7 protein-coding genes and 1 pseudogene are annotated in these 21443 nt (G+C 45.6%); 6 read left to right on the forward strand and 2 right to left on the reverse strand.

All coding sequences use genetic code 11. The annotated features are described in order from the left end of the window. Nucleotides 1–862 precede the first annotated feature (862 nt). From RH96_RS03700 to RH96_RS03725, 6 genes are all read left to right on the forward strand, one after another. Nucleotides 863–1648 carry a transglutaminase family protein gene (locus RH96_RS03700; RefSeq protein ID WP_010197446.1) on the forward strand — a complete coding sequence of 262 codons (786 nt, stop codon included), beginning with the start codon at nucleotides 863–865 and terminating at the stop codon, nucleotides 1646–1648. A 34-nt stretch (nucleotides 1649–1682) separates the two neighbouring features. Next, nucleotides 1683–2423: a peptidase gene (locus tag RH96_RS03705; protein WP_010197448.1), complete on the forward strand. Its 741-nt coding sequence runs from the start codon at nucleotides 1683–1685 to the stop codon at nucleotides 2421–2423. A 569-nt stretch (nucleotides 2424–2992) separates the two neighbouring features. After that, nucleotides 2993–6424 carry a BRCT domain-containing protein gene (locus tag RH96_RS03710; protein WP_010197450.1) on the forward strand — a complete coding sequence of 1144 codons (3432 nt, stop codon included), beginning with the start codon at nucleotides 2993–2995 and terminating at the stop codon, nucleotides 6422–6424. A 70-nt stretch (nucleotides 6425–6494) separates the two neighbouring features. After that, a complete protein-coding gene (locus tag RH96_RS03715; protein ID WP_010197454.1) occupies nucleotides 6495–14219 on the forward strand; it encodes a HEAT repeat domain-containing protein in 7725 nt (2574 codons plus the stop codon). Next, complete coding sequence (locus RH96_RS03720; protein WP_010197456.1) at nucleotides 14216–16432, forward strand: hypothetical protein; 2217 nt, start codon at nucleotides 14216–14218, stop codon at nucleotides 16430–16432. The genes RH96_RS03715 and RH96_RS03720 overlap by 4 nt, the downstream gene beginning before the upstream one ends. A 3-nt stretch (nucleotides 16433–16435) precedes the next feature. Then, on the forward strand, nucleotides 16436–17857 hold the full coding sequence (locus RH96_RS03725; protein ID WP_010197460.1) for a reverse transcriptase family protein: 1422 nt from the start codon (nucleotides 16436–16438) through the stop codon (nucleotides 17855–17857). A gap of 91 nt (nucleotides 17858–17948) precedes the next feature. Here the strand turns inward: RH96_RS03725 and RH96_RS03730 are convergent. Then, nucleotides 17949–19702 (reverse strand): annotated as a pseudogene (locus RH96_RS03730) (hypothetical protein); the annotation flags it as partial. A gap of 464 nt (nucleotides 19703–20166) precedes the next feature. After that, the gene (locus RH96_RS03735; protein ID WP_010197462.1) at nucleotides 20167–21411 is read right to left on the reverse strand and encodes a DUF819 domain-containing protein; all 1245 of its coding nucleotides are present in this window, start codon (nucleotides 21409–21411) and stop codon (nucleotides 20167–20169) included. Between the last annotated feature and the right edge of the window lie 32 nt (nucleotides 21412–21443).

Raw genomic sequence — 21443 nt, forward strand, 5'->3', positions numbered from 1 at the left:
CAACTATTATGATCGTGTGCAGCCTAAAGAAGCAGGCTATGAGATGCTAGATGACGCACCAATGATCTTGCTACTCTCCACTGCCAGTCATCTCATATGGCTAGGCCGATACAGCGAGCGCCTGTATTACTATGATAATGTCATGAAGCAACTGGTCAAAGACGATCTCAAAAAATCACAGCTGAAGCACTTAATCAGCCATTTAGGTTTTGATGCAGATGCGGATGAATCGTTTAAGACCATGAAAGCGCAGATGCTGTCTGATCTGGAACGAAATATCATACCAAACATCGTTCAATCGATAGATGACAATGTACAAGAGGCCAAAGGTGTCATTGGTAAAGACACTGCTGAGTTATACAACTTGATTAAACGGCTCTCAAGTGCTGGCACCTATCGGGCAGCGACCTTGCAGCTACATGCGTGTAATGCTGCGATGAAACAAGAGCACCCGACAGTGACTTGTTTTTGGCAATTAGGGCGTCATTTCGAGCAGCTTGAGCGGGCTGTGCTACTAGAAGAAGACTCAATAGAAGTCAGTCTTGAATTTAAATATTGGATCAATGAGCTGCCTGAAAACACACGCTGGCGTGAGCTGACACGTTTGGCCAATCAGATGATTAGATCGAAGAAATTTAGTGATTTTGAGCTGATTAGTAAAGAGTTCAATATCATCTTGCGTCAAGGTGTCTAGCCACAAGATGATTACAGGCGCTAATGATACAGTCGATTCCAGATAATTTAGATAATAGGAAGGCGAGTAACAATACTACCAATAGTAGACTAAGCTCGCCTGACGCCATATCTGATTTATATGGGATTGACCATACATATGAAATAAACAGAAAAATAGGAAGCCATCATGAAACTTCAAATCAGCCATCAAACCAACTATTATTACGGTGAGCTTGCACAGCGTAGTGTCCAGTATATACGCATGACGCCCATGCAGATGCCGCACCAAATTATTCACAAATGGGAGGTCATGCTGCCTAAAGTGGCGACCAATCAAAAGGACGGCTTTGGCAATGACTGGCTCACCCTTAGCCGTAATGAGGCGCATAACAACCTGCAAATGCAAGCGTCAGGTATTGTTGAGATTGATACAGAGACCAAACGTTTGGAGGATATGGCTCATGTCCCCTATCTGCTCTTTACTGTACAAACGCCATTAACCAAATGCTCACAAGAGATGCGTGAGTTTGCAGCGCCCTATCTAGAAAAACCCACTCATGACAGCCTAAAATCGATGGCCAATGCCCTCATCATGAAGATGCCGTTTGTCAAGAATGTGACCCATGTCGGTACGACAGCGGCTGAGTCTTTTGCGACCAGTGCAGGTGTGTGCCAAGATCACACCCATGTGTTTTTAGGCTGCTTACGTGATCAACATATCCCAGCCCGCTATGTGTCAGGCTATCTATACGACGATACCGAAAACCATATGGCCAGTCATGCGTGGGCAGAAGTATGGCTGGACGGTTACTGGTACACCTTTGATATCTCAAATCAGCTGTTTCAACCAAACTCTCACGTCTACGTCGCCATTGGTCGAGACTATTTAGACACAGCTCCTGTCCGCGGGGTACGCATGGGCGGTGGTTACGAAAATCTTTACAGTCAAGTGTTGGTTTCAAGACTATCATAGGCTATTTTTAAGCATATTCTACTAAGGATCAGTTATGACTTATTGTGCCGCTATTCGTCTGAAAGAAGGGATGGTTTTTGCTAGCGACACGCGTACCAATGCTGGGGTTGATCACATCTCAACCTTCAGAAAGCTCTATCAATATGGCGTTGAGGGCGAACGATTTATAGTATTACAGACAGCTGGCAGCTTAGCGACATCGCAGGCGGTGTTTAACAAGCTGCAAAACGATATTGACCAGCGTCTTGAGAGTAATCTCAATACGGTCCCGACTTTATTTGATGCCGCGCAAATGGTTGGTGAATGCATGCGTGAAAAAATGAACCATGCAAAAAAAGTCGCTAATGCTAGTGTCGATGGCGCATTTACCAGCTCTTTTATGCTGGGTGGTCAAATAAAAGGCCAGAAGCCTGAGTTGTACATGATTTATCCTGCAGGCAATTGTATCAGGGCCACTGAAGACACCCCGTTTTTTCAGTTGGGTGAAAGCAAATATGGCAAACCCATTCTAGATCGCTCTGTCAGCTACAATACAGACGTGAGACATGCAGCCCGCGCATTGATGCTGTCATTCGACTCAACCATTCAATCCAACTTGTCAGTGGGCATGCCAATTGACTTTATACTATATGAAAATGACAGCCTAACTCTACCAAATGGCCGACGTATTGATGAGAATGATGAGTATTTCAACAGCATTCGCCATCAATGGTCAGAGGAGCTACGTCGTATTTTGGTGGAATTGCCTAAATGTCCTGATGGTTATTGGGGATAGTTTTTTATTCTCAAATATTATTTAGGAATGTAGTTTATTCATTCATCAATAAAAAAACCGGCGTCAGACTGCATAAACAGTTTGACGCCGGTTTTGGTTTAAAGACCTTGAATGCCATCATAGTGATGTTGCATTCATTGTTGTGTAATCTACCTCATGACCTGGTACATGGAAGACTCACTGGACTGCACCTAGATAAAGACCCTAGTGCATTAGCTCAATCACGATTGCGTGATTGCGCCAGCGAGCTAATGACACTAGGGTCTTTATCTAGGTATTAGCAGGACTGAAACAGTCTTCCTTGGGTAAAATGTAATGGCTTGACTCGTGGACGACGCAACGTCGCCCCTCACCGTAAACGGCGAAACGCTAAATCTCACAACGCATTAAGTTTGCCTCATAACAGTTATTATTGTCAATACATAATTGCAAAAACAAATCGCGCGCGACACTATGTGTCGCAGCCCATATATTCCCTTACAAAAGTCCTTGATATTTTCTCTGAAACGCGCTCTCATGGTGCTACAAAATTGCGCGCTCTGACAAAATAAAAATTAAGGCAAATTTCTATGAGTCTGTCATTCTCACAAATCCAACAAGCTTGGCAAGTTCAAGACCCTAGCTTGGTTGATAAATTATATTCATTGGCAACTCAAGCTGATGATATTCCTGAGGCGCCCATCCCCGAGCACGAACTGACATTTGAGCGATTTTTGGACAAAATTCTAAGTCATCAGTTTCGGGAGCAAAACCCCGAAATACAGTTTGCAGAGCGTGTGGCAATGATTGCCAAGCTTGAGGCAGACGAAGGCGTATACCCTCTCCCTGATCGCTACAAAATCCATCTAATATTGACCGCACTGTGGGAAGATGGCAGCGCGTATTCTAGAGCCATCTTAAAACAAGCCATTACGGCTTTGCCAGTCAGCTATGGTGTGTGGAAAGGATTGAAGCGCATTTACAAGCAAGCAGAATTTTCTCAAGATTATGAGATATTTGGACAAATTGCCGCCAAGATTGATTTACAGCGCTTCAATCAAACCGCTAATTCTACTGTCAGCCTAGCCACCAAAACCTATATGAGCCTCAGAGCATGGCGTTATCTGCGGCAGTTGGGTCAGCAAATGCCGATTGGCTATATTGATGCTGCCGTCTCTGTACTCGCCAGCTATGGCGCAGCCATGACAGCTGGCAGCCCTGAGCAAACAAGCAGCTGGGTGCTCAATCACATCTGCTTTCATAACAGCCTTGATTATGGCGTCAATCGATTTAGCAGTCGCTCATCTCGCAAGCTCTTTGATGCTAAAGGTCGTGCGTTCGCTGAGGCATGGCAACGAGACCCTGAACCACTTATTGAGTTACTGGCTATCGCCAAAAACGAGGCTATCAGACAGTTCGCAACCGATAGCCTAAAGCACGATTTCAAAACCCAATTACGTGATGTGAGTGGTGAGACGCTACAATATTTATCTGCCGGACAAGCGCATAGCAAAGCGCGTGATGAGATGATTGTTTGGCTATTAGAAAACGCACCACATTTTGAAAAGTCTAAATTTCAAACATTGGGCTTGCATCAAGTGGTACTACAACTACTCCATTCACACTATCCTGCCGCCTATCAATATGCGATTGGCTATGCAAAAAGCTACGCTCAGGACTTATCGCTTACTGAGCTGATGCTACTGGCCATGTCAGATTATGAGCCTGTTAGAGTATTTGCCATCAACAATATCTTGAGTCGTGATCCTGTCTCTGATATCGGTGTCAACGGTTGGGGGCAGCTATTAGACACAGAGCATCACTATCAAACCGCGAGCAAACAACTTAGCAAACACTTTACGCGACGTGACTTGACCCCTGAGTGGTTTTTTGAACGATTGACTAGCGGTAGAACACACAGCGTAAATTTTGCGATAAAAAAACTGCCTGAGCTTTATAGTGCCAAAGAGCTAGGGACTGAATACTTTATTCGCGTTGCCCAGCAGCTAGACATAACAGAGCAACAGGACTTCTCTGCTCATAATGGCAGTTACCGCCATGGTAGTGACTACGATGACAGCGACTGCATGGACTTTGCATTGGGCCAGCTCAGACGTTTAGATTTGAGCCAAGTAAATGCGGCAATATGGCAAATGCTATTATTAAATCCACTATCGCAAGCGACTATTACCGATTGGTTGGATGAAGATGTACTGTCAGCCGCGACGCTTGATATGGGCTATTGGCATGTGCTTGCCTATGAGCCTGACTGGCAAGTGAGTGAATATATTGAACAGTTAAAATCTGCTGACACGCCTACTAAAAACTGGCAAAAGCATTTGGCCTTTGATGAATATTTAGCAGAAACCGTGCGAAATTGGCTGTCTGATGTGCGCCGGTTTGCGCCGATAGATTTAGGTTTCGACTGGCTTATGAATCTTGCGCATAGCGAACAAGCCCTCTATCGTGAATTTGCGATTGAGCGCATTAACAAAGGGTTCTTGCCTGCCGACTTTATCGCATATCTCGACAGCAATGAAGGCGACTCTACTGACAACGCTTCCAGTAATGGCACTGACAATAAAGACTCAAATAGCGATGCTACTACTGAAGTAGATTTAACCGGCCAACGCTATTTATTCACAGGCAAGATGCAAAGCATGACTCGTGGCGAGGCCGAAAAAGTTGTGAAAGCGGCTAATGGTACCATCAGTGGTGCTGTCAACGGCAAGTTAGATTACTTGGTCATCGGTGATGATGGTTTGCCGTTATACGGTAATGGCCGTAAAGGTAGCAAGCAAGTTAAAGCCGAAAGCTTAATCGCCGATGGTGCGCCGCTAAAGATTATTTCCGAAACCGCCTTTTTACAGATGCTGAGTGGTCAATCGAGAGAGGTGTCTGAAGACGATACTTTTGCAGGTGCCAATGCACTATGGCATATGGCAACAGATGACGCTACTGCACCTATCAGTGAGCTTGCGATCAGCTACCTCAGTCATCATCATGAACAGATCTGTATGGCATTGACAGACAGACCAGTCGATCCCGATGCGATTATCCCTTCTTCATTCTTTGATGCGGAACGTGTCATTCCTTTATTGCAACACCGTAATATCCAGCTGCGAGAATTTGGCTTATTACTGAGTGAGTATGAAATGGCGACGTGGCAACCAACGCCAGCCCTATGGCTGATGATGGCAGAATCTCCCTATACGGATATCACTCAACTGCTAAAGCGTGCGCTATTGGACAAGCCATCCGTTGCCAATCGACGTTACCACGTTCAGTCAGCACAATTGAATGCTGGCATGTTGAATGCGTTGATTGAAAGCAAAGCGCGAGTCGCTCGCCAAATCGGCATCACCTTGCTGCAGCGTCACGCCAACTTCCAAGATGTGCAGTCTCTATATCGATTGACCCAAAGCACAGACCGTGAAGTACGCTATGCCGCCGTGACCATGCTATGGAAACATTACAAGGCGCGTCACGTGTCTCCAAACTGGCAGCCAACCAGTAGCGATAGTAAAGATAAAGATGCTGCTCAAGATAAAGATAGCAGCGCTCAACCAGTCATAACAGAGCAGTCAGATAAACGTTTGGCAAGCTTGCCTGCAGAAGTTGATCAGCTACTAATGCTGCTACGCCGTGGTCTTTTTGAGCTACCACCTGGCCGTCTAGGCGGTTCGCAAGAGCCCACTGCTAATGACAGCAGTAAGCATAAGCAACAACGCTATTCAGATAAAAGATCAGCATCACCACAGTCATCAGAGCACGCTGAGTCAGATAGCAATATCACACTAAAACCCATATCTGCGAGTCGTGCCAAACTGGCGTTGATTGAGACTTTTCGTGATGTGGCATTGGCTGATAGCGCCTTTGCGGCACTCATTATGCCCACCCTATTCACCTTTACGCACTCGGCAGGCAAGATGGAGCGTCATGCGTGTTTGGTTGCCGTCACACGGTTATTGCATCGCTATCCTGAGCTATCTAAAAATCTGCGGCCCGTGGCATCGGCTTAACTGCTTTGGCAAACAGATATAGATAAAAGATACTTAAAAAATATGACGTCACCTCAACTGAGATAACACCATGAAAACAATAACACTCCCCTATTGGGGTCAAATTATTGGCTTAGTCAGTAAGGCCAACAGTACCCAAGCAGCAACTCAAAAGACAACCAAGCAAGATGGGCGCAGTCTTTTTATTACTCGCCAGCAGCAAGCATCTGCTACGGTCTTATACGTCCTTGATCAAAAAACTGAACAATTTAGCTTATCGACAACTGCGCTGCCTTGTGCGATGCAAGCCATCACCAAGATAGATGACAGCACTATTGTTATGATTGGTGATGATGGTCATCTTTACCAAACGGATTGGCAAGCCAAGAAAGTTAAGAAGACCAGTTCTAAATCCTTGCTCGATGCACCTGAAAATAATAACAGTACTATAGGTCGTGCCGTAGCAATGGCACCACTACAAGATGCACTGGCTATTTTATATACGAAACACATCGTGGTATGGCCTTATCAAGACAGCCAAGCCAGCAGTACTCTCATCATTGAGCCTTATTCGTCTTCTATAGCAGCATCAAGTAAAGAATCCGCATTAACAGCGCTAGCAACGTCAAGTGATGGCTCGTGGTTAGTCGTAGCAGATAAAACAGGGGATGTTAGTAGCTATCAATGGGTATCAGATGAAGCGCAGTTCAGTCTAAGTAGTCGCAAACAGCTCCACCAAGGTAAAGTAAACGCGCTTTGTTTTGAGCCGGTCGGTCAGTACTTCTTCTCAGCAGGCGCAGATAAGTGCTTATACCGTACACATGTCCAAGGCGACCTGCACCCAGTTGATAGAGCCAAGTCTAGTCAGCACAGCGAAATGATCACAGCGCTTTGTGTCTCAGACACTCGGCTATTCACTGCCGCCGATGACAAGAGCGTCAAATCATGGGCATTTGACAAGGGTCAACCAAATAGCTGTAAAGAGGATCTGACCAAGGCTCGACAGATCGCCTTATCTTCTTACGCTGAACAACCAACGCTCATCGTAGTCAGTGCCGATCAGAGCCTACGTTTCATACCTATTGACCACACTCAAAGTACGTCACAGAATAGCACCTCACAAAATAGTACGGCAAAAAATAGCAAGCTATTGCCAGTTACTTATATCATCAAAGACGGCTATCAGAGAATCAGCCAGTTACTGACAGATGCCTCAAACAATAACGATGTGTCGTTTAAAGAAGGCCTAGCGCTGCTACAGGCGCAAGCAGATAACCAAACATTAGAGCTGGTTAAAAAATTACTTGCTGATAGCGACACACTCACGGCCAATCAAGCATTGCAATTGGTACAGTGGATTGCGACAACAAAACTGGATAAAACTGCACAGGTTTTAGAGCAGCAACTAAGCTCGGCTCACAGTGCAAAAGTACGTCTTGCTGCTTTTCATGCCTTGGCCGACCGCGCAAGTACGGCGAAGCGCCCGCTGCATTATCTAGAAGAAGCCTTTAAAAACCGTTACTACGAAGAAGTGGTGGCTTCTGCGTTACAAGGTTACCTAAAGGTTGCGATGAAGGATGCCACCAGCCAGCGCCGCATCTTGCCTATTTTAAGAGACGCGTTGTCACATAGTTTTGCGAATATTCGTAAGCAAGCATTGGCGTCCCTTGAGACGCTGTTGCCAGAGAACAGTCCGCAAGCAGATTTGATGGCATTAGACTGCAATCAGTCAGACATTGTCCAATCAGGACTGATTCGTCTGTATCAGCGCGGCATGCTAAATCACCTTGAAGTCTCGCGTCAATTGATGCTGCTACAGAATCATCGTAATACAGAGATTAGGCAAACGGCGTTTTACGTCTCATTGCTGTCTCAGCCTAAATTGATAGAGGCGTTGAAACAGCAAGGTGACACGCAAACATTACGTACCCTAACTGATTTTGATGACTTTCGCTTACTGCGTGGCACGCTATTAGATAATGCTAGCAGCACAGCGACCAATGATAAGAGTGTTAAACAATCAGAATCCGATGAGGCGATCCGTTTAACCTTATCCACGCAAGATTTTATCTCGCAAGCAGATAGTACCCAAGCATCTAAGGCTAAAACGGCAAAATCCAAGAAGCCTGCTACTGAATCTATAAACCTAAGCAATGACACGTTAGAGCCCTTATTACAAAGCTTAAGCAATAGTCACGAAGATATCAGTTTCCGAGCGGCTTATGCGCTGGCTTGCCTACAAGACAAACGGGCGTTTGGCACCCTGATTAGTCTGATGAGCCATGATGACAGCGCCATCATCCGTGCTGGTGTGGCCACCGCGCTTGGTCATTTAAATATAGAAGACGCCAAAGCAGTCCTACCGACATTACTGGACGATAAGGACGCTGGCGTGCGCCAAGTCGCCATGCAAGCCTATGGAAAATTGGCAGACAATGCATTATCTTGGGCAGCGATGGGTTTTGCCTCTAAACATCAAGACATTCATGAGCAGTCTTTAGCACTGTTTTTAAAGCATGTGGCACCAGATAGCGTAAATAGTGGTGATAATAGCAGTGACAAAAGCGATCAGATGTCGTCAGAGATGACAGACATACTACTACAGGCATTGAACAACCCTTTTACCAGTATTCGGCTAGAAGTGGTTAAAGTGCTATTAAACCGCCAATTTAAGCAGTCATCTGACAATATTTCTAAAAACGTTTCTGACAGTGCTATCGTTGACATTATTGAGCTATTGCAGCAAAGCCTCTTTGAAGATGTACATCAAGTTGCGATAGAAGAATGGCAACGACTGCTGCTAGCGATGAACTCGAAACATAAAACAAATAAAGCCAATAACACTGAAGAAACCAGCCACCAAAAGACCAATCAAGCTGTCCTGACCCTGTTCTTTGCGGATACGTTTGCCGCTATCCGTAAGCAAGCCTTTGATATTGCACTTAAGCAAAGTAAACATTTAGGGTTTGCTGATGTCATGTTAAGCGCGCTTGCCAGCCCTTATGCGGATACCAAGCAACTGGCCCTTACGACGGCGCAAACTAGAGCCAATACGACTCAGCTGACACAACTGATGCCAGCTCTAGTGGCCGTGTTCGCTGATGACAGTATTGAGCTGCGTAAACAAGCCTTGACGGTTGCTTTGGCGCTGACAGACTTACAGCCTACTATTTTAGAGGATTACAGTAGCCTAGATGATAGTAGCACCGATGATCAATCAAGTCATCACGAAGCATTAATTACCGCAGCCTTAAACAGCCCTTATCCTGATATTCAGCTAACAGTCGCTCAACTACTGGCCAGCCAATCACGCTTATATACTGATGAAGAACAGGCAAAGCAGAGTGATGAGCAAGCGTACCAAGTCTTTAAGCATTACTTAGATCTGCCTATGCCTTCTCAAGGTAAGAAAAGTGATAGCTATACCCAGTGGTACAGTCACGTAGGCCAAGCACTGTCTGGTTTATCAAAGCTAGCTTATCCCTCAACATACAACGCGCTTAACTGGTACGATAAATATTTAAACCACCCTGACGCCGATTTTAAATCAATTGCTCCAACACTCACGCTCATGGTGACTGTAAACGATATTGATCTGCTGCTCAAATGGCAAAAAGATGAGCGCGACATTATCAGTCAATCAGCCAGTTTGTGTTTGGCTATTTTGGGTGACGCTCGCGGGCAGTACTTCCTTACTCATAACATAAGAGACAAAACAGACAATCTGAGTACGCTTGTTGCACCGATGACGCCTACGCATTGGCTACAAGCGCAGCACGGTTTAGGTATTACACATGCACGGCAATTACAGCCTTTGTTTGAGGCAGAGTCCTATGCCGTAGCAGCCAGACTGTTATTGATATTTAATGATTTACAGAATGGCTTGCAAGCTCCTGAAAAGACCGCTACCAGAACTGGTCGACCTAACCAGCTGATTGAAGCGTTAAGCTTTGCCGATAATGACACGGCAGTAGTCTACGCCAATATACTCGCTCGTTATCCTACTGACGTACAACACCCTAATAACCAACAAGCCCTATCGTCAACGTGGCAGTACCTAAGTGATTACTTGTCACGTCAATTAGGCAGTATTTTATCTTCTCACTCTGAAGTCATCACGATGATGATGGGTGCCATGCCAAACACGGCAGATAAAGGTGGTGTTAAAGGACAGTCGCATAATACATCCTCTATCCGAGCAAGTATTCTAACGACGGTGAGTACCAAAAACTTACAACAGCTCGCCAACCTCAGTCGACATCAGCAGCCATTGGTACGCGCACAAACCATTAGTGTCATTTGCCACTTATCTGAATTACTCGCTCATGATTATTATGACGATGAGGACGATGTTTTTGAGACACTACAAAAATGGCAACGAAGTTTGCAGGCATTGTTAAGTGCTCACCCTGTATCAGCCTCTATTCAGGATGTTTCAAACGACGATGCGCAAACAGTAGGTAGCTCTCCTACTGACAAACAAGACAGTTCTGAGGTGCATTATCCATACCAGTCCCTTGCTTTTGGCGCTTGGATTGGCGTCATACGCGCAGGCGATGATTATTATGCGAATAGCAGCACCACAGACCAAGCCATTCGAGGGCTAATGTGGCTTGCTACTCAATCATCGCAGCTTAACACCAATAACAACACTAATAACAATGAGGACTGGCGAGACAGTACCAGTCGCGTGTTGTTACCACTACTCAACCACAGTAGTTTTGACACTCGTGAGTTGGCTTGGGAATGCTTGTATAAGCTGAACATGCCTGCCAAAAAGCTGGCTGACTATGCCATGAGCACGCCCTACCGCGATATGGTCAAACGCGGCTTGGATTTATTGCTAAATACCTCAAATAACAATGCCGTACAGCAGCAAAGCAAACCATCGGATACAGCTACTGTCAGTAGCGCTGATCAACAACTCATTGATTTGTTAAAAACCAATAATCACACCTTAGCAGAAGAGACCTATCAGCTGCTAAAAGGCCGACTGGGCCATCTGCCAGCCAGCTTGCTTGGGCTACAGACCTATTGTCAGTCGCTACTGCCTCAGATCGTTGCTGAATGGAAACAAGTCATCGTCACGCCCTTTGCAAATAGTCAATCGCCGTCAGTGCAGCGCCAAGACAAACTGACGTTTTTGCTGCACGCTGTGAAGAGTGATGATTGGAATGCAAAATATCAAGCACTGAGTCAACTGGTCGAGTTTCATGACGTACTCTTTGCGGACAGCACGCTATTTGATGACTTGTTTGATTTTGCTGAAGACGCTCAGTCCAGTAATGAGAGATATCGTAGCTGGCAGCTGCTTATCGATGCACTCACGTCGTACCAATTCATCCATAAGAACACTTTAGAGGGTCGTTTAAAGAATGGTTTAGAGAGCAGCTTTAATATTGCGACTGCTGAACAGGTCGCCAATGAGGCGCACTTACGATTACTAGCCTTACTCGATGATCCACATATCAACAAACCTAAGCAGTTTATTTATAGTGATATCGCTGACCTGCGTAACACAAATCTCGTGGCGCCATTGCTACAACGTTTAGAAAGTCTGTTTGAGCACACGCCGCAAAAAAATAAAGAAGAGCGTAAATATTTATTTGATACCTTAGTAAAAATCAGCGGTTACGATCAAAACATCGATGACTACCTAGATGAGCGTGAAGACACGCGTTGGTTACAACGTCAGCACCCTAGGGACTCGCAAATCTTGTTGTCACTGTTTACTACGCTTATGACTCATAGTGATTATGCGCTTGCCGCGCAGCTATTACCGTCACTTGCATGGGTACAATCGGGCGACAGTGATTTATCCTCGCGCATTGATAGTGCTTTGGCGCTCGCCTACGAGCAGATGCCAGCCAACCATACCTTTAAATTGGTCGAGGCACTGGCATATCGTGCCAAAAGACGACATAGCAGCATTGCCTCATTACAAAATGCCTTGCGTCATAAAGACGCTGATGTGCAATTTGCCGCGGCTGAAGGATTGGCTAAGTGCGGTCACGCTGATGGTATCAATATCTTGATGGCAACTATAGATTACAACCCTGATGCTGAATTCCGCAGCTGCAGTGTGTTAGCCATTGGTGAGTTGCTAGGCAGCAATAACAATCAAAATTCTGACTCGCCTAATGCTAGTTCGCCTGCGGACAACGCTTATAAAAACTTACAGGTTCACACCTTATACAAAGCCTATGATAAGTTAATCAAACTAGCAGAAGATGACGAGCACTACTTGCAAGACGTGGCCAGTGAAGCCTTAGGTCGCCTTGCACAAGGTGGTGACTTTGAGCACAGTTCGCATATTTTTGAGCTATTAAAATCGCACTTGTCAGACCCCGCAGTCCATTTCACCAATCCCGCCATTGTCCATTGGTTAAATGGACTGCGCTGGCTCAACACAACGCTTGCTTGGGAACAAATCCGCAGATATATACGCACTCACCTTGATAAAGCCATATTTTTCCGTCCGCAAAGGCATGCGGTATGGCTATTGCAGATGAATAATAACGATGCCAATAAAGCATTAATCTTAGATATCTTAAAGCAGAACAGTTTAGACCGTGCTGTGCTTATGGCAGCTTATACGGCGGCACAGAAAACCTGGGGCAGCCTCGCATCGCAGGTTTACCCTTATGATTGGACAGCCATTCAAAACCATAATAATGACTTTATAGAAGAGACTGAGCGTTTGAGTCTAAAGCGTATCATTGATAATAGCAGCATCGATGAGCTGGCAGCATTTATCACTCAGCATGGCGCGCACTTACCAGCCGACACCTTGATGGCACTGCAAAATGCCATTATGGCCAAGCAAGACATGCCAACATCGCAGCTTACCGCGTTGATTACCAGTAGTAACACACTGACACAGCATATTGGACTGTGCTATCTGACCCAATATCCGACCAGCTATCTTGATAAAGAGATGGTTGCGACGTTGCAGCAGCGTTTTGACACTGCAAGCGAGCAATGGCACACGCTTATCGATACCATCAACCGCAGTCCAACGACCATCAATAATAGTCAGTGGATTGATATGGTTGAGCAAGTGGGTGGCACCATCTCGCAACTGGTGTGGTTAATCATGCGTCATGCGTCCATCAAAACTGCCAAAGGAGCTGTCGATAAAGTGGCGGTTAAGCAGATCGCGGCAATGCTTGAGTGGCTCAATGCTGCTCGTCAACCATTGACCATCACTTCCGTCCCACTGCTCTCTACGACTGTTAGCGGTTGGTGGCAGCAAGCGCTGTTAGCATTGCTGGCTAGACCTGTCGCTGAAGATAAGATGCTATCAAGTATCTTGCCAACGTTGAGCAGCGTATCAGCTACAGCTCAACCGCAGCTCGCTTATGATAATCAGACTTTGTTAGAAAATTTGATTGCTCGTATTGAACAAAGCGGTACATCTACCCAAAAATCCATAATAACTGTAGTAAAGAATGCGCTGAAAAACAATGAGCTAAAACATAAGGGCTCGTCTACCGAGATACCAATCAATCAACAGCTGCTACAGTGGATCAGAGCCAAAGACGCTGATGCACTCTATCATTGTGCAAATAATGACAACGTAGAGATGACGGTTCGTATCCGCGCTATCGAAGCGCTTGGACAGCTACATGATCCAAATATTGAACAATGGCTGACGACACTCATGACACACGAAAACTCAGACATTCAAAAGCTTGCTTATAAAGTACTACGCCGCTGGCAGCGTGCCATGATACGAGCACAGCAAAAGCGTCCGTTGGCATATAGTCAGGACAGCAGTCAAAAAAGCAATCAGGGTGAAGGAGACAGTCAATGACTACAGACAACCAATTAGATCAAGCGTCAGACCAAGCATCAGAAGAAGTAGCAAACACTGATGGCCTGATGATGCAGTTGGACTACGCCGCCCCTAGCCAAATCAGTCAAGTTAACGAATCGTCAGACTCACTGTCGGAGGCGCAAACAAGCGAACACACTCAGCATGTGGCACTATTTGCTCAGCTGAATCGATCGGAGGTTAACTTCCATGGTAAGGTCAAATCTCCCCTTGTCTTTCGTGACAGTTTGCTAGCCTTATTTGATGTGGTTAGTAGTGACTACCGTTATGTGCCAAAAGACCGCTCAGCGTACACGGTATTTATGCAGATGCGCCGTGCCAGCAGCAATAAAAACCTATTTACTGCGCAGCGTGATTATTTCACATGGCTATTCGATAACGACCCACTGGCTTTTTGTATTTTAGATCCTATTATTCAGGTGCATGAGCAAGGTGTCAGCTTTGAGGTATTTAGCCGTGATGAAGGCTGCTATGCTCAGCTGACCTTGACCAATGAGATTTTTGAGCAAAGTGCTAAACCTACCCTTGGTACCACAAGTATTGATTACAGTGCGGCTTTGTTTAACGGTATTGAGAAAATACGAGATCATCAACAAACGATATTAGACATTGGTCATGAAGCGGTCGGTTTGCAGTTACTCGAAACTATGCCAGAGACGGCTGAAGCAGATACTGATAGTGCAGTAGCCAAGCCCACTGTAAAAAAACAGATCATAGAAAAGCGCATCAATGTGCCCAAAAGCTGGATCAGAGCGCTGCTACAAGTACAGTCTGCAGGTCAATTGCCACAAGACACCATCCATCTTGATCCAATCGCACTGTATAACGTACTGTTTGAGCTGCGTATGCATGCTGACATCAAAGGCAAACGCCGCGGACTGTTGATTGAGCTTAGACCTCAGCAGCTGCCAGTGATTATATTAGAACCTTTTGACATCACTGTCACAAGCCAAGTCAGCCAACAGCAAAAGCCCTATCAAGGTCAACAAGCGAAGCTGATTCGCTTATGGGGTCGCCGTCGTCTCAGCCTATTAAAACGTCTGTTGCCACATACTGATAGCGTTTCGGTATCGATACTGGGTCAAGGCATGCCAAGCTATTGGACATTAAAAGGCAAAGGCTTTCATTTCACCTTTGCCATGACAGGCTTTAGCCAAGCCAATTGGTCACAGTCATTGAACTTTGACTTGTTACTACCCAAGCGTCCACAACAAAACATGCTCAACTCAGATAGTGAACAAGTAGCAGAAAGTACTGATAGTGGTTTAGTAAAGGTAGTGGATATACTTACTCGCCGCCCCAGTACGGTAAATTCATTAACCCAGCAGCTAACAACGCAAGAGCCAGAATTAAAAACAGCACCTATCACACAAGCACAAGTGCAGCAATGGTTGTTATCAGGTACTCAGCAAGGCTTGATTCGCTATGAGATAGCGACGCAGCTGTATCACTACAGACCTTTGACCCAAGTGCCGCTTGATATGGCGCAGTTTGCTTACCACAATGAGGCAGAAAAGCAGGCTTTTGATTTGATGAGCCGTACGGATGCCGTGCAGAAATTCTCTGTTGAGACTGTCGCTGTCAAAGGTATTACCATCCGTGCAGATATTCATGTCGAAGAAGACAGACGAACCTATCACAGCCAGCTGCAATTAGGCGACGAAGGGCTAGTAACTAAAGCAGAATGTAGCTGTCCGCAGTACTTGCAACATCGTCTCACTCATGGCGTGTGCGCGCATCTTATCGCGCTACGACTTAGATATAATCAATACGACCCAAATAACACGGGCAATGATAGCTGGCATGACACTCGTGTCTTGAGTAAACGCGTACCGAGCAAGCGCTTACATCAACCTAAGAATAAACAAGAAAGCGTACAAGTAGCAGCCCATAGCTCGTTAATGACATTACTTTCTGCACCAACACTTGATTTAACGGCCTTAGCTCAACCAGCTGCCCAGTCACATGCAACTGAAAGTGATAAGACACAAGCGTTAACCACACAAGAGACCGCTATTGCTTATGTTTACATCACCATTGCCCATAAGAAGATTACCATTGAACAAACAATAGGTGACAAGGATACGCACCAGCAGCTGGTGTTCAATCAGCCTGCCCAAGCCAAAGCCGCATTTTTACAACATATTGCCAGATTTGAAGCCAAAGGCTTTATCGAAAACCAAGGGATGTAAGGTATGACCACACACACAGCCAACAATAACGATTACATCAGCCCTGAGCCAGCACCCACTCCTTTTGAGCGTCAGTGGCAGCAACTATGGCAAGATATTGAGCTGGCGGGCGGACGCTACCAATATGTTCGGCAGCAGCTGGTCAGTCAAGGCTTTATGGTTGATCGTCAACCTGTCGACAATATGAGCCCAAAAGAACGTGAACGCTATAAGAAAGCCTTAAAAAAGGAAGCAGTAGAAGAGAGAATCCTCAAAAAATCTGCTTGGCAAGCATACAAAGCGCACCACATGGTTTATCTTGGTCGTCATGTATATTGGACGGACGATACCAGTACTGATAAGTGGGATGTAAAAGACGCGGCCAATCGGCTAATTGAAAATAAACTACCGCTACTGCGTAAACATAATGAGCTAGCAGAAGCAGTTAACCTTACCATTCCGCAGTTAAAAGGATTGTGCTATCAAAGAGAGGTCGCCACCAATCTGTCTTATTCGCATTTTACTATTGCCAAACGCAATGGGACAGCGCGTCAAATATGGTCGCCGATACCGCGTTTAAAGTTTGTACAACGCTGGATTTTGCACAATATTTTGAATAACTTAACAACGCATGGTGCCGCTCATGGCTTCGTACGTGGCAAATCTATCGTGACCAACGCAGCAGTACATAGCAACAGCGAGTTACTTATCAAGTTGGATGTTAAAGACTTCTTTCCTAGTGTCAGCTGGCGCCGTGTCAAAGGTGTGTTCCGTCATGCCGGCTATCCAGAGCAGATTTCTACCTTATTGTCATTACTCTGTACCGAATCGCCTCGTCAAGTGGTGCAGCAAGATGGCAAAACTTATTACGTGGCGCTAGGAGACAGAGCCTTGCCACAAGGTGCACCCACTAGCCCTGCGTTAACGAACATCGTCTGCTTAAATTTGGATCGTCGTTTAACAGGACTGGCTGACAAAATCGGCCTGCGTTATAGTCGCTATGCAGATGATTTGACCTTTAGTATGCCCGCTGTTGCAGACACCAAAACTAAATCAAAAGCTAAAACTAGCACCACAAAAAAACAAACCGATACGCAGCACAATAAACTGATTGGGCAACTATTAGGATCAGTGCATAAGATATTACGCGAAGAAGGTTTTGTATTAAACGATGATAAAACGCGTGTGATTCGTACAGGTAATCAGCATAACGTTACTGGCATGGTGGTCAATGGTAGCGGTGTGCCAAGGGTCCCACGTCAAATCAAGCGCATGTTGCGAGCAGCCGTTCATAACCTAGAGTCAGGCGGGCAATTGCGTGCTGATGAGACTTTAAATACGCTGTCAGGATATGCCGCTTGGATAGCCTCGGCAGAGCCAGAGTTAGGACACAGTTACTTGACTAGGATTGAGCGTTTGCAAGTGCAGCAAAAGACATCTGCATAGATATTTATAAAAAAATGAGTATTAGAAAAATTGTATTTCTAATACTCATACTTATTTCAGTAACATGTACTGATGCAGAGCTATAGCGTCATTACACCAATAAAAACGGTGCAGTACGGCTGTCTTTTGACTGAGAAACATCATATGGCGTACCTTGAGCGACGATTACTCCACCCGCATTCCCTGCCCCTGGCCCAATATCAATGATCCAGTCACTATTGCTAGCCACTTGCATGTCATGTTCAACCATGATGACAGTATTGCCCGCATCGACAAGACCGTTTAACTGGGCCATGAGCATGGTCACATCAGCAGGATGTAGACCTGTAGTTGGCTCATCCAATATGTATAGCGTGTTGCCTCGTTGCACACGCTGCAGCTCAGTGGCAAGCTTAATCCGTTGCGCTTCACCGCCTGATAGTTCGGTGGCAGACTGACCCAAACGTAAGTAACCAAGTCCAACTTGTAGTAACGCCTCTAATGCACGCAAAATAGGCGCTTCATCGACGAAAAATTTGTATGCTGCTTCCACTGTTAAGTTCAAGACTTCAGCGATGTTTTTATCTCGATAAGTGATTGCTAGTGTATCATCGTCATAGCGTTGCCCATGACATACCTGACAAGGCGCATAGACGCTTGGCAAAAACAACAGCTCAACACTGACAAACCCTAAACCTTCGCAATTTGGGCAGCGGCCTTTGGTAGTATTAAACGAAAACCTGCCAGCATCATAGCCTTGCGCTTTTGCTTGCTTGATCGCTGCAAACAGCTTACGTACATCGTCAAACAAACCAGTATAGGTTGCCAAATTAGAGCGCGGTGTACGACCAATTGCTTTTTGATTGATATTAATGAGACGACGGACGTGCTCCATGCCAGCGACAATTTCACCGCCAGTTACTGACTCGAGCTCCTGCTCAAGTAAGTCCGCCTCACCGACAGGCGCTTCTGTGACTGTCTTTTGACCCAATGCTTCACTGATAAGCTCTACCAACGCTTGGCTGACGAGGCTTGATTTTCCTGAGCCTGATACCCCTGTGACGCTGGTCATCACCCCAAGCGGAAACTCAACGTCTAATCCTGTGATATTGTTTCGCTCAATGTTGGCAAGCTTGAGCCACTCTGTCGGCTGTCTTGTACTATATTTTGACTGTGCGTTAGACGTAGCATTGGCAAAGAGATATTGGCCAGTATGCGACTGTTTAACCTCACGAAGGCCCTCTATAGGACCACTATAGACAATCTCGCCGCCATGCGTGCCTGCCTTTGGCCCAACATCGACTATCCAGTCAGCATGTCTAATGACACTCACGTCATGCTCAACGACAAACACCGAGTTACCAGCCGCGATTAGCTCATCCAACTGTAAACAAAATCCAGTCACATGTTTTTTTTCGGTAAGGTGTGCCAAGGCTTATCGATATCATAGCCCAATGTAGTCAATATACGGCTAAGGTTTTGACCTTGCCACGCTGGTGGCTATGCCGCAATCGCACGCTCACGGATGGTCTTAGTGTTGTCTGGCACCAGCAGATATTCAGTGACTTCAAATACGCGGCCAATACCTGAACAAGTCGAAGTCGGGCAAGCACCATCTGGCGTATTGGGAGAAAACGCATCCGCGTACAGCATCTCTTGCTCTACTGGATACTCTCCTGCTCGTGAGTACAGCATACGCAGACCATTGGATATCGTCGTCACACTGCCCACGGATGAGCGCACTGAAGGCGTACCCCGCTTCTGCTGTAATGCGACTGCTGGCGGCAACCCTTCTATGGTATCGACATCTGGCTCATCAACCTGATCGATCAGGCGTCTCGCATAAGGCGATACCGAATCAAGATAGCGGCGTTGTGACTCGGCAAACAATGTACCAAATGCCAATGACGACTTGCCTGAGCCTGATATACCGGTAAAGACCACCAGCACATTACGAGGTAAATCAACATCAACGTTCTTTAAATTATGAACGCGTGCGCCTCTAACCTGAATATTTTCTTGGTCAGGGTTATATAGAGCATTTTTCACTGTATTAGTCTTCTTTAGCGTTTCTTCTAATTTTTTTTGGATCGCCATAATGCTACTTTTCCTATTAAGTCGTATTTATTCCTAACGTGCTTATTTGTCTTTATTCAATTAGCAGAAAGGTTAACACGTACTTATGCGAGGCTATGGCTAGGCTTACGTATCAATAGCATAGATAGACAAAACGATAACTCAAACCCTCAAGTATTTAATAATAAAAAACCCGCATTGATGCGGGTTGTATTTAGCAATAAAGTATTACTAGGATGATGGTGACTTGGAGATTAAGACACCACTAAGCGCATCAATTGGGTACTGATATACCCGCCAAACGTGCCTACTGCGTAACCTAAAATACCCAAAAACACGCCAACTGGCGCCAACGATGGATGAAAAGCCGTTGCGACAATCGGGGCGGAAGATGCCCCGCCAGTATTGGCATTAGAGCCAACTGCCAAAAAGAAAAATGGCGCACGAATGAGTCTAGCGACAGCAAAGATAATCACGACGTGAATACTCATCCATAACAGACCGATTAGTAATAGTCGCCACTGTGAGACGATACCGGCCAGATTAATTTGCATACCAATAGCAGCAATCAATATAAAGATAAATACGGTGCCGATTTTTGATGCACCCACATGATCAAGCCGACGAATTTTAGTAAACGAAAAGATGACACCTATTAAGGTGATAATCACCACCATCCAAAAGAACGAACTGGCAAAGCTATATTGCACCGCCCATTGGTATGGCGCAAAAAAATCAGCAATCTGGCCACCAACAAAGTGTGCCACGCCAACCATCGCAAAGCATAAACCAAACATCACCATCAAATCATTTAAGGTGGCTGGGCGGGCATGATCACGCTCATAACTCTCAACCGCTTTGACCACTTTATCGATGCTACTGGTATCAGCGCGTAGAAAACTATCTATCTTATCGCTATGCTTTGCCATGATTAATATCGCCAATAACCACAATGATGCATTGGTCGTATCTACCAAAATCATCATACCAAATAAATCATCACTGACCCCAAACAGCTCTTTCATGGCCGCTTGGTTTGCTGCACCACCGATCCAACTGCCCGCCACCGCCGAAAAGCCGCGCCACAGAGTATCATCGGTAAACATCGCAGGCGACACCCATTTAGCCACACCTAAGCTAATAGGACCACTGATGACAATGGCAATACTGGCAGCGAAGAACATCGCAATCGCTTTCCAGCCCAATCCTAGTATTTTTGGCACATCCATTGATAGCGTCATCAACAGCAAACTTGCTGGCAACAGATACGTGGCAGTAAAACCATATATCTGTGAGCCAACGCCATCAGCGAATACGCCCAAGCTGTTGAGTGTTGCCGGTATAAAGCAGCACAGTACAATACCGGGCAATACCGCATAAAACCGTCGCCAAAATTTACCGGGCAAACCTTGGGTGTAGAATACCAATCCGATAACAGCCATAATGATACCAAAGGCCAATGGCAAGCTATCAATGGCTAAATGAGAAATATCCGGCATCAAGGTACTCCAAGCGTTACAGCTAGCAAAAG

The organism is Psychrobacter sp. PAMC 21119 (assembly GCF_000247495.1).
Classification (GTDB): domain Bacteria; phylum Pseudomonadota; class Gammaproteobacteria; order Pseudomonadales; family Moraxellaceae; genus Psychrobacter; species Psychrobacter glaciei.